The sequence below is a fragment of the Ignavibacteria bacterium genome, from assembly GCA_016707005.1.
Classification (GTDB): Bacteria; Bacteroidota; Ignavibacteria; order Kapaibacteriales; family Kapaibacteriaceae; genus UBA10438.
In genome coordinates, this window is the sequence record JADJIQ010000001.1 from 187,457 (window position 1) to 201,853 (window position 14,397).

Annotated in this window: 16 protein-coding genes, 1 pseudogene and 1 CRISPR repeat array; of the genes and pseudogenes, 8 read left to right on the forward strand and 9 right to left on the reverse strand. The window is 51.6% G+C overall.

Annotated elements, in window-relative coordinates:
* The first annotated feature begins 12 nt into the window (after positions 1-12).
* A complete protein-coding gene (locus tag IPI29_00895; protein ID MBK7411098.1) occupies positions 13-513 on the forward strand; it encodes a hypothetical protein in 501 nt (166 codons plus the stop codon).
* Between the two features lie 241 nt (positions 514-754).
* Positions 755-1,315 carry a DUF4136 domain-containing protein gene (locus tag IPI29_00900; protein MBK7411099.1) on the forward strand — a complete coding sequence of 187 codons (561 nt, stop codon included), beginning with the start codon at positions 755-757 and terminating at the stop codon, positions 1,313-1,315.
* 3 nt (positions 1,316-1,318) lie between these two features.
* Here IPI29_00900 and IPI29_00905 read toward each other — a convergent pair whose 3' ends face one another.
* Together IPI29_00905 and IPI29_00910 are read right to left on the reverse strand one after the other, a co-directional pair.
* The gene (locus IPI29_00905) at positions 1,319-1,786 is read right to left on the reverse strand and encodes a hypothetical protein (protein MBK7411100.1); all 468 of its coding nucleotides are present in this window, start codon (positions 1,784-1,786) and stop codon (positions 1,319-1,321) included.
* Between the two features lie 52 nt (positions 1,787-1,838).
* Positions 1,839-2,138 carry a hypothetical protein gene (locus tag IPI29_00910; GenBank protein ID MBK7411101.1) on the reverse strand — a complete coding sequence of 100 codons (300 nt, stop codon included), beginning with the start codon at positions 2,136-2,138 and terminating at the stop codon, positions 1,839-1,841.
* 411 nt (positions 2,139-2,549) lie between these two features.
* On the opposite strand from IPI29_00910, the gene cas9 reads away from it, so the two are divergent.
* The 4 genes and pseudogenes from cas9 to cas2 all read left to right on the forward strand — a co-directional run bounded on the left by cas9 (position 2,550) and on the right by cas2 (position 6,924).
* Positions 2,550-5,711: a type II CRISPR RNA-guided endonuclease Cas9 gene (cas9, locus tag IPI29_00915; GenBank protein ID MBK7411102.1), complete on the forward strand. Its 3,162-nt coding sequence runs from the start codon at positions 2,550-2,552 to the stop codon at positions 5,709-5,711.
* Between the two features lie 103 nt (positions 5,712-5,814).
* Entirely contained in the window at positions 5,815-6,288 is a 474-nt protein-coding gene (locus IPI29_00920; GenBank protein ID MBK7411103.1) for a CRISPR-associated endonuclease Cas1, read from the forward strand.
* Positions 6,289-6,299: 11 nt separating this feature from the next.
* On the forward strand, positions 6,300-6,656 hold the full coding sequence (locus tag IPI29_00925) for a hypothetical protein (GenBank protein ID MBK7411104.1): 357 nt from the start codon (positions 6,300-6,302) through the stop codon (positions 6,654-6,656).
* A pseudogene (gene cas2, locus IPI29_00930) lies at positions 6,596-6,924 on the forward strand (CRISPR-associated endonuclease Cas2). Before IPI29_00925 ends, cas2 begins: the two are co-directional and overlap by 61 nt.
* A gap of 102 nt (positions 6,925-7,026) precedes the next feature.
* Positions 7,027-7,523: a CRISPR direct-repeat array (repeat unit 36 nt; unit sequence GCATTCAAAGATCAGCACTAGAAGCCAAGACACAAC).
* A 167-nt stretch (positions 7,524-7,690) separates the two neighbouring features.
* Here cas2 and IPI29_00935 read toward each other — a convergent pair.
* From IPI29_00935 to recR, 3 genes are read right to left on the reverse strand one after another with little or no spacing between them, the layout of a single operon-like run.
* The gene (locus tag IPI29_00935) at positions 7,691-8,266 is read right to left on the reverse strand and encodes a hypothetical protein (GenBank protein ID MBK7411105.1); all 576 of its coding nucleotides are present in this window, start codon (positions 8,264-8,266) and stop codon (positions 7,691-7,693) included.
* The gene (locus IPI29_00940) at positions 8,263-9,000 is read right to left on the reverse strand and encodes a class I SAM-dependent methyltransferase (GenBank protein MBK7411106.1); all 738 of its coding nucleotides are present in this window, start codon (positions 8,998-9,000) and stop codon (positions 8,263-8,265) included. Before IPI29_00940 ends, IPI29_00935 begins: the two co-directional genes overlap by 4 nt.
* A complete protein-coding gene (gene recR / locus IPI29_00945; protein MBK7411107.1) occupies positions 8,997-9,590 on the reverse strand; it encodes a recombination protein RecR in 594 nt (197 codons plus the stop codon). Before recR ends, IPI29_00940 begins: the two co-directional genes overlap by 4 nt.
* 209 nt (positions 9,591-9,799) lie before the next feature.
* On the opposite strand from recR, the gene IPI29_00950 reads away from it, so the two are divergent.
* Entirely contained in the window at positions 9,800-10,501 is a 702-nt protein-coding gene (locus IPI29_00950) for a PspA/IM30 family protein (protein ID MBK7411108.1), read from the forward strand.
* Positions 10,498-10,926: a YbjN domain-containing protein gene (locus IPI29_00955; GenBank protein ID MBK7411109.1), complete on the forward strand. Its 429-nt coding sequence runs from the start codon at positions 10,498-10,500 to the stop codon at positions 10,924-10,926. Before IPI29_00950 ends, IPI29_00955 begins: the two co-directional genes overlap by 4 nt.
* 147 nt (positions 10,927-11,073) lie before the next feature.
* On the opposite strand, the gene IPI29_00960 is transcribed toward IPI29_00955, so the two are convergent.
* The 4 genes from IPI29_00960 to IPI29_00975 form a co-directional block, all read right to left on the reverse strand.
* A complete protein-coding gene (locus IPI29_00960; GenBank protein ID MBK7411110.1) occupies positions 11,074-12,972 on the reverse strand; it encodes an OmpA family protein in 1,899 nt (632 codons plus the stop codon).
* Positions 12,973-13,142: 170 nt separating this feature from the next.
* On the reverse strand, positions 13,143-13,634 hold the full coding sequence (locus tag IPI29_00965) for a hypothetical protein (protein ID MBK7411111.1): 492 nt from the start codon (positions 13,632-13,634) through the stop codon (positions 13,143-13,145).
* A complete protein-coding gene (locus tag IPI29_00970; protein MBK7411112.1) occupies positions 13,622-14,002 on the reverse strand; it encodes a deaminase in 381 nt (126 codons plus the stop codon). The genes IPI29_00965 and IPI29_00970 overlap by 13 nt, the downstream gene beginning before the upstream one ends.
* A 62-nt stretch (positions 14,003-14,064) precedes the next feature.
* On the reverse strand, positions 14,065-14,388 hold the full coding sequence (locus IPI29_00975; protein ID MBK7411113.1) for a septum formation initiator family protein: 324 nt from the start codon (positions 14,386-14,388) through the stop codon (positions 14,065-14,067).
* Between the last annotated feature and the right edge of the window lie 9 nt (positions 14,389-14,397).

Below are 14,397 nucleotides of genomic sequence, written 5' to 3' on the forward strand. Positions count from 1 at the left end.
AAGGAGGCTGTGGTGGCACTCCGTCGTATATTTAAGGCTGTTCTTCACCTCTTACGGATCACGAACACGAATCGTCTCCTTCGCTCGCTCCTCATGGTGCTTGCAGCCGTCTCTCTCACCTCGTGCGGTACCTATACGGAACTGATCGGGACATGGACAAAGCCGGAATACATGAATAAGGGCTACAAAAAGGTCCTTGTCTTCGCCGTAGGGACAAAATCCCTTGTCAACCAATCTGTTGCAGAACGCGCCGTAGCCACCAGACTTGCAAAGGCCGGGACAATGGCCGTACCAGCAAGTGATGTCTTCCCACAGGCAACCTATGATGCCAACAAGGATGGAAAGATCGATGACCCAACAATTGCCGACAAGTTGGCCGCGAAGCTTAAGAACGATGGATACGAAGCCGTCTTGATCTTTGGAGTGAAGGACATCAAGGAACAACAACGGTATGTTCCGGGCACTGTTACCTACCAGCCAACATCGTATTACAATGGCTGGTCGAATTACTGAACCACAACGTATCAAACCGTTGAAACTCCCGGTTACTACACAACTGATGTAGAGGCATACGTTGAAGCGAACATGTTCGACGTAATGACAAGCGACCTCGTCTGGTCAGCCCAGACCGAGATCCTCAATCCGGGCTCGCTCTCCGATGCTGCAGATTCATTCGCCTCAACCATTGTTCCATCGATCACTAAAAACGGTCTTGTTCTTCAGAAATAATCTTGCCATAAAGGGGCTCACCACTATGACAAAAACACTACTCCTCGGACTTTGTCTTGCAACCGCTTTCCTCGCTACAGCATGCGGTGGTTGGGATGTGAAGACGGATTATGACCCGGACATCACGTTCAGTACGCTCAAGACATACTGGATCTCCGATCACACAAAGATCCCCAACGATATTCTTGCCAAGGAAGAGATCGTTCGCAAGCGGGTTGTTGCTGCCATCGAAGCAGATCTCAATGGCAAAGGATTTACAAAGGCTACAGATGAAGCATCTGCAGACCTCATGGTCCTGACCTACGCCGGCGTAAAGGAAATGGTCAACTACAGCACCGTTGGATACTCTTACGGCGGATATTGGGGATATGGCTCACCTGGCATGTATGGCACGCAGGTGGTTGAGAACCGGTATTCAGAAGGCACACTTCACATCGACATGTTCGATGTGAAGAAGAAGATGCTGGCGTGGAAAGGTCAGGCTTCCGGTGCCCTACAACAAGCACGCAACCCCGAAGAGCGTCAGGCCATCATTCACGAGGTAGTTGGTGCAACGTTGAAGAGCTTCCCGCCGAAGAGTAAGTAACGCTCAGAAGTAATTCGATTCGTCCCGCCACCGCACGATCTTCCAGACGGCATCGGTGGCGGGACGTTCTATTCTGAGGTTCACCCGGCCTTGTGCACGGATAACATCCGTAGGGCTGAGGGTTATCGTAAGGTTGAATCCGCGAGAGATGCTTTGCGCAAGACTGTCGCCCTCGGCAACAACAACGTCGTTCCAAACAAGGTCCAGCTGCTGCGCAGCATAGAAGAGTCCATGCGTTGCAAGCATGTCTTCATCGCGACCCCACGTTACGTCCACTCCCTTATCGTAGTTCCGATACACAAAAGAAAACGTACGATCGAGTAAACGACCGTACGTGAGTGTATCTCTGAAGACGTATGAATACCGGAAGTTCTGAAAAAGTCCTTCCACCGTTCTCTGGTCACCCAAGATCGCCGATGCATCCCCATCAACAGCGATGGAGGGGGCAAAGGGGTTCGTGCATGATGTAATGATGCAGACGAACGCACAGATCGTGGTGAGACGTGCGATCATGCGATCAACATCACCAGAAACGAAGACCGAAGAACATCGCAATACTTGTGAAGAAACAGATTCCGCCGGCCCACCCAAGAACCGCAGCGCGGATCGGTCCGCGAACACTCGTGCCGAGTGCACCCATGATCATTCCAAGGAGCCCCGTGATCACACCGCCAACAACAGGATGCCATCCCATTGTGCGCTGAAGTGCAACGGCACCGCCAATTGCAAGAATGCCAACAACGATGCCAAGGAATCGCGTAGCAATGGTGTCTTCAACACGGTCTTCTTCGTGTGCGTGGTCGTGTGCTGCGTCGTGCGACATAGGAGCCTCCGTGGATCGAATAGTTTGGTGGGAAGTTACGAAGGAAGAAATGACGAAATGACGAAATGACGAAATGACGGTATGACGGTATGACTATATGACGTTATGACTGTATGACGGTTCAATGAAATTGAGGGGCGAATGTTCTTAAAAGAGCAATCTGCGACAAACTGTGTCGAGCGGGCTCAGATACTGTGCCTGGAAGCATTCAATCGGTCCAGATTAGAGTTGTTTGCCCTCGATTTTTTGCCTATTTCGCAAAAACTGGTCAAAAAAAACCCGACCAGAAGTCGGGTAAAGGACACGACGTCCTACAGCTTATTACTAAGCCTTATTGTGTAAAGGCATAGTGCTGATCTTTGAATGCGGAACGAACATACAAGGCAGTTGACATAATTGCAAGGGGCTTTTGTGGGAAAGATTCTTGGACTAGATGTTGGATCGAATTCGCTTGGGTGGGCGATTGTAAACACCGACGAAGATGCCATTACTGGAATGGGGTCGAGAATCTTCACTGCTGGTGTAGATAATCTCAATGGAGAAAATGAAGCATCAAGGAATGCCCAGCGTAGACTCAAGCGTCAAATGCGTCGGCAATACGAAAGAAGTCGGCAACGGAGAAACCAACTGCGGCTATTCCTCATTCGAAATGGACTCCTTCCGACTGAATCTGAGAATTTTGACGTTCTTCTCAAGCGTGATCCGTACCATTTAAGGAAAAAGGGACTTGATGAACGGCTAGAACTTTTTGAGATTGGCCGATGCGTCGATCATATCAACGCTCGTCGAGGATTTCGCTCAAACCGCAAGGCTTCGTCTGATGAAGAAGAGAGTGGTGTTTTGTTTAAGGGAAGCCCAGACGATGATAGGCCGGGAATTGATGCAATAATGGATTCACTTCACCCAGAATTGCGACGGATGAAAAGCTATCTGAAGGTAAAGTCAAGAGTATTGGATGGGCACCCTGATTATTCAAAAGAGTTTCGCACTGCAGGCGAATACCTCGCTGGATTGAATCCGCGAGAGGTCCGCCGGAGGAAACGGTTCTTGTTGCGCGAACATCTAGAGATTGAACTTGATCTCCTTCTAACGAAGCAATCTCAATTCCACAATGAGCTTACGCCAGAGTCAATCGAAACGATCATGAAGCTAGTATTCTGGCAACGACCACTGAAGTCTGTGCGTAAGCTAGTTGGTAACTGCAGGTTTGAGATTGGTAAGAAACGATGCCACAAGAGTCACCCCGAGTTCCAACGTTTCCGACTCCTTCAACAAGTCAATAATCTTGAAGTCTATGGTCCAGGTCGGGTTCTCGACGACGACAGAAAGCTTACGGCCATGGAACGTTCGGCACTTCTCACCTACTTGACGGAAGAGAAGAGCATCGATACTACGAAGCCACGGAACGTACTTTACAAGCTACTCGGATTGTCAACGAAGGCCGAGTATCGATTCAATCTAGAACGACTCGACGCATGCAGCACTGTTGCAAAATTCACGGACGTCTTTGGCCCAGATCGAGTGGCTATGATGTCTCAAGGTGAAATGCACAGCATTTGGAATGTCTTTAACCTCGCGGAAGACGCAGAGTGGCTTGAGGAGTATGCGAAGAAGACTTGGCAACTGACCCATGATCAAGCGGTCAAGGCATCAAAACTTCGTCTAGAGGAAAGTTATGGTTCACTTTGCTTAAAGGCAGTTCGAAGAATATTGCCGCACCTAGAAAATGGCATGTTGTACCACGAGGCATGTGGGCTCGCGGGCTACAATCATTCGCAGCCCGACGGAGAAATTGTGATCTCTGATGTAGTTCCGGCACTCTCAAGCGCGGATATTCGAAACCCAATTGTCCAGACATCGTTCGCAGAAATGCGCAAGGTTGTGAATCTGCTGATCAAACGCCACGGACCGTTCGATTCCGTTCGAGTTGAACTCGCAAGAGAGCTGAAGAAGCCGAAAATCGAACGAGTGAAGATCGAGAAGAGGAATAAGGGTTTTCGAGACGAGAACGAACAGATTCGCCAGAAGCTTCGATTAGAGTTTGGAGTAGACTCGCCCAAACGTGCTGATATAGAGCGATACAAACTTTGGGAAGAGCAAAACCATAGGTGTATTTACACGGGCAACGCGATCTCACAAGACATGCTATTCAACGGGCCCGTTGACATAGACCATATCATGCCATATAGCCGCACATTGGATGATTCGAGAAACAACAAGGTCCTTTGTTTGCGTAGCATAAACCTTGCGAAGAAGAACATGTCGCCGTCTGAGGCATGCGATGCAGGTGTTCTCAACCGTAATGAACTACGAGAAAGGGTTGATGCGCTCGTGCGAGCGAACAAGATCAACAAATCAAAGAGCGTTCGATTCTTCATGTCAACCGAAGACATGCAGAAACTCTACGGAGAAGACTTCTTATTGCGCCAACTCAATGACACTCGATACATAGGCCGTCTCACAGCCAAGTATCTTAGGTACATCTGCGAGGACGTTGTCGTGTCAAATGGCATGCTTACCTCCGCTCTACGCAGGCGTTGGGGTCTCGATGCCGTTCTCCCAGATCTCGCGGCTGTTGGCAGAGCCTGGCTCGATGCAGAGGCACATTCAGCGGGTACGAAGAGTAGAGCAGACCATAGGCATCATGCAATTGATGCACTGGTGGTCGCCTTAACGGATCGCGGTCTACTTAGTAAGGTGGCTCAACTTAATGCAAGGGGCTTGGGTGCCGACCTCGAGAAGCACTATGCAGACGGACGTATCCGCCTACCGGAAGAACCATTGCCGGGTCTTAAGGCGATGGCCACACGGTGTATAGACAATGTCATTGTTAGTCACAGAGTCAATCGTAAGCGAAGAGGTCAGTTGCACGAGGAAACGATTTACGGTATTGCTCATGATGACCATGGCGTTCCGCTCACAAATGAAAAGGGTATTCCACTCTACGTTGTCCGCAAACCAATTGAGTCACTTACTGCTAGTATGATCATGGATGTTGTCGATCCAGTGATCAAAGGAATTCTTCTGGAGCGCCTCACAGTGCTAGGTATAGATGTATCGACAAAGTTTGCCGTCCCCAAGACGGCCTTTATGGAACCTGTCTATATGACAACGCTCAATGGATCCCGCGGCCCTAGGATCAAGAGGGTCCGTATCTACAAGGCGGCAAGTAATATGGTTCTTCTTCGAGATCATGGAGTCTATGTAGAGCCAGGATCGAATGATAGGATTATTCTGGGAGTGGTAGTCGACGGTGGTGGTTCAAGACCCCGCCAGGTTCTGTCGCTACTCGAAGCTACAGATGCTTCAACTAAAATCTCAGTTGATCGACCTTTTTATACTTATCGAATAAATGAACTTTACTGCACTTCAATTCCTAGTCCCTCTGAGTCAATTGAAGTTTGCAATGTTTATAAGGTTCAGTCTGTCACTTCAGATGCCGGAGGGCGCATCAAGTTCCGACATCATGCAGCGGCTATTGACAAATTGCCTGGAGCTGAGTTTAGATTGGCTGCAAACAAAGTCACTGGGCAGAAGATGAAGGTCGACGAGATTGGCCAGGTGAGTTGGTAATGCTTAAGCGAACTATCAGTATCAGCTCTCGTTCCTACCTCTCAACCAAGGACGAACAGTTGGTTGTGAAATGGGATCATGATGACAAGGATGTCACTATCCAATTGAGGACATTGGACTTCTCGAAATCGACTCACTTCAAGTCACGTCCACATCATCATTACTCGTTAAACTGCTCAAGAATAGCTCTACTACCATTTTCTGCGATGGCACTCGCCATCCCATTGGGTTGTTGCTTCCCTTGGAGGGGAACAGCCTTCATGCATTGCGTTTGCGGCAACAGATTGAATCGTCGCTGCCAACTAGAAAGCGTTCGTGGCAGGAGATCATCAAGTGTAAAAACCGCAATCAGGCAGATGTACTTCTTGAGTTAGGTGCGGACGATCGCGTAATCCGACGTCGGATTCAGAAAGTGCTAACCAACGACAGTACCAATCAGGAAGGTGTAAGTGCGGCAGCTTATTGGAAGGCTGTGCTGAGTCTTTTCAAGACGCGAAGTGACCCCGATGGTCCGTTTCCCAGTAATGCCCTGAACTATGGTTATGCCGTGGTGCGGCTCGTGTTGCCCGCAGCTTAGTTGCCTCGGGCTTGCATCCGGCTCTTGGAATCAAACACTCAAACCGCGGCAATGCATTTGTCTTAGCTGACGACATAATGGAACCCTACCGTCCTTTCGTTGGCATACATCTCATTCAAAAACTGTTGGAATGGGAACAGGGTGATGACCTATCGCCAGAGATGAAACGCGAGATTCTTAACGTCCTCGTTGTTGATTCGTTTTGGCCAGAGGGGAGGCGCCCCTTGCTCAACTCTATCCAGCTATCGGCAGCATCAATGGCGCAAGTTTTTGCTGGCGATCGGGACTTGCCAGCGTTTCCGTCATTATGCGGAAAAGCGAGTACCGCACCGTGTGGCTCTGTGTACTTTTTGACTTGCCCGTGCTGACCAAGAAGCAGCGCCGAGTTTATACCACCTTTCGGCGAAAGCTACTCAAGGATGGCTTATAATGCTCCAGTATTCTGTCTACGTCCGACATTGTGCATCCGGGGAGAACGCCACTGTCCATATCGGTCGAGTTGAGGGTATCATCCCAGAGCAGGGCGTGGTGAGTATTCTCACCATTACTGACAAGCAATACTCGTCCATGACCACATTCTGGGGTCAGGAGCGTCAGCCGGACTCAAAACCACCTTCGCAGCTCGAAATGTTCTAGAAAAAACGCATAGACCAGACGGTGTCAACGTCCGATTGAGGAGCCTTTCTGCATACCCATAACACTCTAACTATATCAATTACATGCTTCTCGGCCGAGTATGCATTCAATGATCAGCACTAGAAGCCAAGACACAACTGGTGGTTGCAGTAGTCGGTGGCGGGGTTCGCATTCAAAGATCAGCACTAGAAGCCAAGACACAACATTGACAGGCCGAAGGTATTAGCTATCCAGCATTCAAAGATCAGCACTAGAAGCCAAGACACAACCATCGTCCCGCCGAAGAAGAAGGTTCGATGCATTCAAAGATCAGCACTAGAAGTCAAGACACAACACTCCCTACACGGTGCAACCAATGAGGACAGCATTCAAAGATCAGCACTAGAAGCCAAGACACAACCTGTCTGTTATCCATGCGCTCATTTGGTTAGCATTCAAAGATCAGCACTAGAAGCCAAGACACAACCAAATTCTCACTTCAAGTCAAGCAGAACTTCACATACAAAGATCTGCAGTAGAAGCCAAGACACAACACCATAACTCAGCACTACATCTTTAACTCCACATTCAAAGATCAGCACTAGAAGCCAAGACACAACCAAGAGAACACATGATTGCGAACAACGAATCGCTTAGGATCATCCCCCAGCCTCTTCATCCCTTTGTGTTCGGGGCATTCATTCTGAGAGAGAGGACTAACGAAAAGCCCTCTCAGGATGTGAGGGGAGACGAAATCGAGCGCAGCGAGATGGAGTGGAGTGAACTTCTAGTTGCTCAGCTGGGCCTTTAGCAGCGACCACGTAGACTCCACAGTGTCGGTTGGTCTTTTTGCATCGCTCCACCGGGAGATGCTCCACAGACCGCTCACTTCCGGTGTGATACTCAACACCATTGTTCCATTGAGCACAGTTGGCAGACTTGCAATACCGAGTTGTGCTGTCAATGTATAGTCGCTTACCCACACCGTTGAGTCGGGCGAAGCATAGGCGATGTTGCTGTTGTCGAATTCAAGACCGAGGTTCTGATCGGTTGGAAGACGGGCGATCATCGACAGAAATGCTTGTTGTTCCTTGGTCACCGACCATGACGCGAACACGGCCTGGAAACGTGCTCCGGCTTCGGCGGATGGTTCGAACACATAGGGATACCTGCTCCGCGATTGATCGGCGAGGCACAACATGAAGTTCTGCGTGTTCTTCTCGATCACCGCATATTGGAAGTTCTCGATCACAATGCTCGGACTTGTAGGGGGCTCATAGGTCCCTCTATTACCCGTGGGCTCCTCCGGAGTGCGTGTTGCGCACGATGAGAGCAGCACAGCGATGAGCAACATCGATCTCATGTTGCCTCGGCTACGATGATGCAGCGGGTAGATATTGCCTCGTTGAATTCAGCACCATCATACCAACCATGGATCGACCTCACGCGAAGTCCGGCTTCAATGCACATATCAACCAGCGCATCCTTGTCATACAACCACACCCGTTCTTCAAACTCCTGCTCGTATGAACAAGGATTGCTGATCGTGATGCGCTTACGCACAAAGGGCTCATCGATCCACCGTTCTTGCATCACTGTTACGTCATCGATAAGCCCCATACTCTCAGCAACAAGGGTCGAGCGCAACAGTTTTGCATTGAGAAAGTCCATCACAAACACACCGCCCTCGACAAGGTTGGCTCGTATCGCATGCAGAACGGAAACATTCTGTTCGTGTGTATCGAAGTAACCGAAGCTTGTGAAGAAGTTGGCGATGGCATGGAAGGGGCCCATAGGAAACGGACCGCGCATGTCTCCAACAACATAGTTCACGTTCTCATGCGGATAGAGCTCACGTGCTCTATCGATGAGATAGTGGGAGTTATCAAGCCCCGTTACCTTATATCCGTGTTCTGCGAGGGCCAGAGCATGACGTCCGTAGCCGCAACAGAGATCGAGCACCTTGCTGCCGCGGGGGACACCGGCCAAACGCTGCACGAGATCCACGGCCTCGCGGGCTTCTTCTTCCGTGCGGTGACGGTAGAGGCGCATGTACCACGGAGATTCAAACCACGACGCATACCACTCGGGCGTCATACCGGAACCCGCCCCTCAAATGCCCGCGCAAGTGTTGCATCATCGGCGAATTCGAGATCGGAACCCATCGGAACACCACGCGCGATGCGCGTTAATCGAACACCAAGCGGCGATGCCATCTTGGCGATGTACTGCGTGGTCACCTCTCCCTCAACGTTAGGATTGAGCGCCAGGATGACCTCTTGAACATCGGCTCCGAGTCGGGCAATAAGTTCACGTAATCTGATGTCCTCCGGACCGATCCCATCCAGGGGGCTAAGGGCTCCGTGCAATACATGGTAGCGCCCCTTAAAATCTCCTGTCCGCTCGATCGCCATTACGTCCGACGGTTGCTCAACTACACAGATCGTGGATGGATCACGCTTGGCAGACGCACAGATCCCGCACACCTCTGTGTCGGTGAAGGTATGGCACACTGTACACTCGCGTACATGGGTCCGCATCTCCACCAAGGCGCGCGCAAACTGCTCCACCTGCTCAGCCGGTTGGCGCAAAACATGGAACGCGAGACGTCGGGCAGTCTTTTTTCCGATCGTGGGGAGCGAGGCAAACAGCTCTACCACACGCTCTATGGAATCTGAAGGAAGCATGGGAGGAAGTTACTCAGTTACGTAGTTACATAGTTACGAGGTTACAAGGTTACGCAGTAACTCCGTAACCCTGTAACCCCGTAACCCTGTAACCCCGTAACCCCGTAACCCCGTAACCCCGTAACCTTGTAACCTTGTAACCAATAACGTGAGGATACGTAACTGACATACTGCGTAATTTGGCAGGATAAACTCGAAAGGTGAACTCGATGGGAATCTTCAACCGAATCTCCGACATCTTTAAGTCAAACGTGAACGACGCGCTTGATAATGCGGAGGATCCAGAGAAAATGCTGAAGCAGATGGTTCTTGAGATGGAAGAATCCGTCAACAAGACCACGCTTGCAGTAGCCAACGCCATTGCGAATGAAAAGGGCTTGGAGCGGAAGATCGCCAAGGAGCGAGCCCTGAGCGCTGAGTGGCAACAAAAGGCCATGCAAGCCCTGCAGGCCAATAGGGAAGATCTTGCCAAGGCGGCGTTGGAGAAGAAGGCTACAGCTGACAAAAATGCCGCTGACCTCGGACCGATCTTTGCACAGGCAACAGCAACGTCGGCCAAGATGCGCGAGCAGCTCACGGCACTGAAGCATAAACTCGATGAAGCACGGTCACGCCAAAGCACGCTTATCGCCCGTTCCCAAGCCGCAAAGGCTCAGAAGCAGATCGCTCAATCGTTCTCGGGTGTAGGCAGCGATGCCTTCTCCAAGTTCGACAAGTTCGAAGGCAAGATCGAGAAGCTTGAGTCTGAGGCCGTTGCCTTTGAACAACTCGCCGGCGAGAACACCGACCTCGATCAACAGTTCAAACAGCTCTCAACCAGCGGTCAGGTAGATGCCGAACTCCTTGCCTTGAAGAAGGAAATGGGGCTCCTCCCAGAAGCCAATTCAGATAAGCCAGGAGATGCGCAATGACCCCCGACGCGATCATCGAATCAACACGCGCAAACGTTGCGGCCATTCTTAAGGAACGTTTTCCGCAAACGGTTGACTTCAGCGACGGATCGTATGCCCTGTCCTACGGCTCTTCAAGCGTAGGCGTTGTCGTGCGCCGCTACACCGAGACGGACACCATGGTGGAGATCATGGCCCAAGTGGTATCGGGCGCCGAGATCACACCAGAACTGCTCAAGTGGCTCCTCCGCAAAAACGCCGAACTCCACTTCGGAGCCTTCGGACTTCTCTTTGATGACACGATCATCTATACCTACTCGCTCCCGGGCTCCAAACTCGATGCAAGCGAACTCGAAGCCGCCGTTACATCCGTTGCCGTTATCGCCGATCATTATGATGATGAGATCGTGAAGATGGCGGGGGGTAAGCGTACCTCAGATCTTTGAGCGCCTTGATAAGCGCCTTCTATAAGAGGCTTTTTAAGCGCCTTGATAAGCGCCTTCTGCAAGCGCCTTCTGCAAGAGTCTTGAACAATGCGCTTAAAGAATGCGCTTAAAAAGGCGCTTGCAGAAGGCGCTTGCAGAAGGCGCTTATCAAGGCGCTTGAAGAATCCTTACGTGAATACTCCGATTCAAGAACCGTCCCTGCGGCGTATCGTCGCTGTATTTATCGGTGCGGGTTGAAGTCTTGAAGTTCAGGTTCTTGTTCGCAACCGAGCGCATGAACTGCTCGGTGTTGGAGCCGCGTTGTTCGGAGAGGATTCGATTGCGATCCTCAGAGCCGAGCACATCCGCGCTGCCTTCGATAATGATGGTGCTGTTCTCTTGGACCTGTTCTGCGAGCTGTCGCAACAGGTTCTTCTCGTTTTCGCTGAGTTCGGCGCTGTTGTAGTCAAAGCGGAGGACGGCATCGAACTTGTCGGTCTGAAGGGCAATGGATCTGCGCGGGAGTTTCGTCACGTCCAGGATAGTGTCGCGTTGTGAAATGGCGCCACCGGCAGATGCCATCACGGTCACAGGGATGGTTGTCTGTGATGGAGCAATGGCCATATCGAATCGAAGGCCATTCTCAATGACTGATGTCATCACAACGGTATCTCTTCCATTGACGGTAAGGACCATGTTCTGCGGTCGTGCGTCTGGTGCCCCGCCCGAGAGGACAGCGCGTACAGTGAGTGTGCCCTGAGCAACGGCGAATTCTTCAGCAGACACCCAACGTTGGAGAGGGGCGTTCTGAACTACGATGTCTACTCGACGGTTCTCGGCACGTCCACCGGCGAACTCGCTGTTCGATGGCACGCGCGGCAGTACCGAACTCTTGATGCTGATCACTGAACTCGGCACACCAAGATCTACAAGGATCGATCGGACGGCTTCTGCTCGGCGTGCAGCAAGGGCAACACCTTCTTGTTCTGTTGTTGGTCCGCCCGTAGCCCCCTCCAAAATGATGCGTGCATTCGGATTGGCTTCGATGATACTTGCGATGCGCAGAAGTAGCCACCCGTGAGCTTCAACGGGATCGGTGCTGAAGGTGGTGTTCTCGCGCTTCCGGCGATAGAGCGGCGGTACGTCTGATGATGCACTATCAAAGAACACGGCATTCACGATGGGCGTAGATGCACGGAGCTCATTTCCGGTGACCACTTCGCCGGTGAACCCGGTGAGCTGTAATGCGATCCGAGGCGGTGCAGGCATTGCCGGTACTACGACCACTGCTGGTGGAGGGGGAGGGGGCTGAGTAGTTGTCCCGCTCGACCAACGAATGCCGATCTCTGCACGCACACCAAAAAGTTTCCACTCAGCATCGGTAACGACGTTGGTGAAGAAATAGTCGGCACTGATGCGCGGAACCAATGCTACGTGTTCGCCGATGGGGATGAATGATTCAACACCGGCCGATGCACCAAAGAGCATCGATGATGGAGAGATCAGCTCACCCTCGCTGAGGATACGTTCCTGCGTGCGCTGTCCGTCTACGATAAACACAGCATTGCTTGGCGACGTTACGGTTTCTCGCTGCACATAACTCTTTGCAACAGGCAGTGCGATACGCGGACCGATGCTGAAGCCAAGCGTGCGTCTGTCAAATGAACCGATGATCGGGATGATGACGCTTGGACTGATCTCGACATAATGGAGCGTTGCTTCAAAGTCATAATCGGTGAGCATCGTTACGTCGTTGCCAGTTAACGAGTCTCTCATCGGATACGAGTTCACGCGCGTGAACGTACCACTCCGGTTTGAATACCCCAACTCAACACCAAGTCCGATGGAGGGGGCGAATGGAAACTCAAGCCCCAGCGAAAATGCCGGGCCTATGCCACTGCCCGACGTGAGTTCGCCACAGTCGACGATCTGCGCTGTCTCGTGAACACTCCCGCTGTGACTATTGAAGATCACACCACCGTTAAGCCGCAGCCCAAGCGATTCTTTATACGTCTGAGCATTGACGCTGATGGCTGCCAGCAGGAGAAGGGGAAGGAGAAGGCGCATGAAGGCAAAGTTAGGCAGTTCGCTGGTTACGGGGTTACGAGGTTACTGGGTTACGTCTCAATACCGATCCGTAACAATGTTATTGGGTAACCTCGTAACCCCGTAACCCCGTAACCCCGTAACCCCGTAACCCCGTAACCTCGTAACCCCGTAACCTCGTAACCCCGTAACTAAAAGCTGTATCTGAAGGAGAGTGCCATCATCTGCGTTCTATTCGGACCCAGCCCCATACTCACGTCATCGCTCACATCGAAATCGAAGAGGTGGGCGCCTACGTAGGCATCAACGGCGGCGAGGCCGTAGGTGACGAGGAAGACCACGCCGGCGAGGTCGCGGTTGTCGCGGTAGGCTTCGCGTTGGCGAAGTAACAGTGACGTAACATTCGGATCTGCACCGGAGGCAAGAGCCTCATCATAGAGATCGGATGTCGTGTTGAAGTCCGCATTGTTCTTGAAGAACTGCCATGCAGCGATAGCTGCGGTGCCGGTGAAAAGGGGCACCTTCCAATACTCTTCGGTATAAACCTGACCCAGCCCCGGGAGGAGGAGTGAGTAGAGTACGGCCGTTGATGGGCTCTTCGTCATGACCACGGTTGTATCGGCCGCGGCGTAGGCCGCAGTGGACACAACGAACCACATGAGCAGAATGCTCACTGAACGCATGCGATGACCTCGATCTCTACCTGTGCGTCCTTTGGCAGACGTGCAACTTCTACGGCACTGCGAGCCGGACGATGTTCACCCATCTCTGCAGCATACACCGCATTCATCGCGGCAAAGTCATTCATGTTCTTCAGAAAGACCGTTGTCTTCACGATGTCGGTTAGGGAAGCCCCTTGTGAAGAGAGGATGGTGCGAATGTTCGCGAAGATCTGACGTGTCTGTTCTTCGATCGTACCTTCAAGCATGGTGCCGTCTGCGCGCAGTGGGATCTGACCGCTGAGAAAGATCATCGACCCTGAACACTGTACACCATGGGAATAGGGACCGATCGGTTGAGCGGCTCCATCAGCGGAAAAGGGGCGTATCATGGATGTCCTCGGAGTTGAACACGAAGCACAGAAGAGAAGGACGGCGAGGAGAACGGCGGACTTCACTCTGTTGAATCGCGTTTGATGATGAATACTTCTTCGCCCGGCCGGATGTAGCCGTAGCGTTCTCGAGCCAATCGCTCGATCTCTGTACTGTCGGAATGAAGTCTCTTCACTGCTGTGCGCAATGAATCTTCAACACCCTGCATACGTGCTGCTGTTTCTTCAAGACTCGATACCTCGCCGGCCAGCTGCAAACGCGTAAGCACACCATACGGTGAGAACATGACAAAGGCCACTACGGCAAGCGTCATCCCACCAATGATGAAGATCCGTTTGCGCGTCATCACGCGCTTCTGAACTTGTACTGCGGGGTTCCGTGCCATCGATGGTTC

Excerpts from the sequence above, each read along its gene's own strand:
- IPI29_00900 (MBK7411099.1), top strand. The coding sequence starts at position 755 with ATGACAAAAACACTACTCCTCGGACTTTGTCTTGCAACCGCTTTCCTC.
- IPI29_00910 (MBK7411101.1), bottom strand. The coding sequence starts at position 2,138 with ATGTCGCACGACGCAGCACACGACCACGCACACGAAGAAGACCGTGTT.
- IPI29_00935 (MBK7411105.1), bottom strand. The coding sequence starts at position 8,266 with ATGAGATCGATGTTGCTCATCGCTGTGCTGCTCTCATCGTGCGCAACA.
- IPI29_00940 (MBK7411106.1), bottom strand. The coding sequence starts at position 9,000 with ATGACGCCCGAGTGGTATGCGTCGTGGTTTGAATCTCCGTGGTACATG.
- recR (MBK7411107.1), bottom strand. The coding sequence starts at position 9,590 with ATGCTTCCTTCAGATTCCATAGAGCGTGTGGTAGAGCTGTTTGCCTCG.
- IPI29_00950 (MBK7411108.1), top strand. The coding sequence starts at position 9,800 with ATGGGAATCTTCAACCGAATCTCCGACATCTTTAAGTCAAACGTGAAC.
- IPI29_00955 (MBK7411109.1), top strand. The coding sequence starts at position 10,498 with ATGACCCCCGACGCGATCATCGAATCAACACGCGCAAACGTTGCGGCC.
- IPI29_00960 (MBK7411110.1), bottom strand. The coding sequence starts at position 12,972 with ATGCGCCTTCTCCTTCCCCTTCTCCTGCTGGCAGCCATCAGCGTCAAT.
- IPI29_00965 (MBK7411111.1), bottom strand. The coding sequence starts at position 13,634 with ATGCGTTCAGTGAGCATTCTGCTCATGTGGTTCGTTGTGTCCACTGCG.
- IPI29_00970 (MBK7411112.1), bottom strand. The coding sequence starts at position 14,002 with ATGATACGCCCCTTTTCCGCTGATGGAGCCGCTCAACCGATCGGTCCC.
- IPI29_00975 (MBK7411113.1), bottom strand. The coding sequence starts at position 14,388 with ATGGCACGGAACCCCGCAGTACAAGTTCAGAAGCGCGTGATGACGCGC.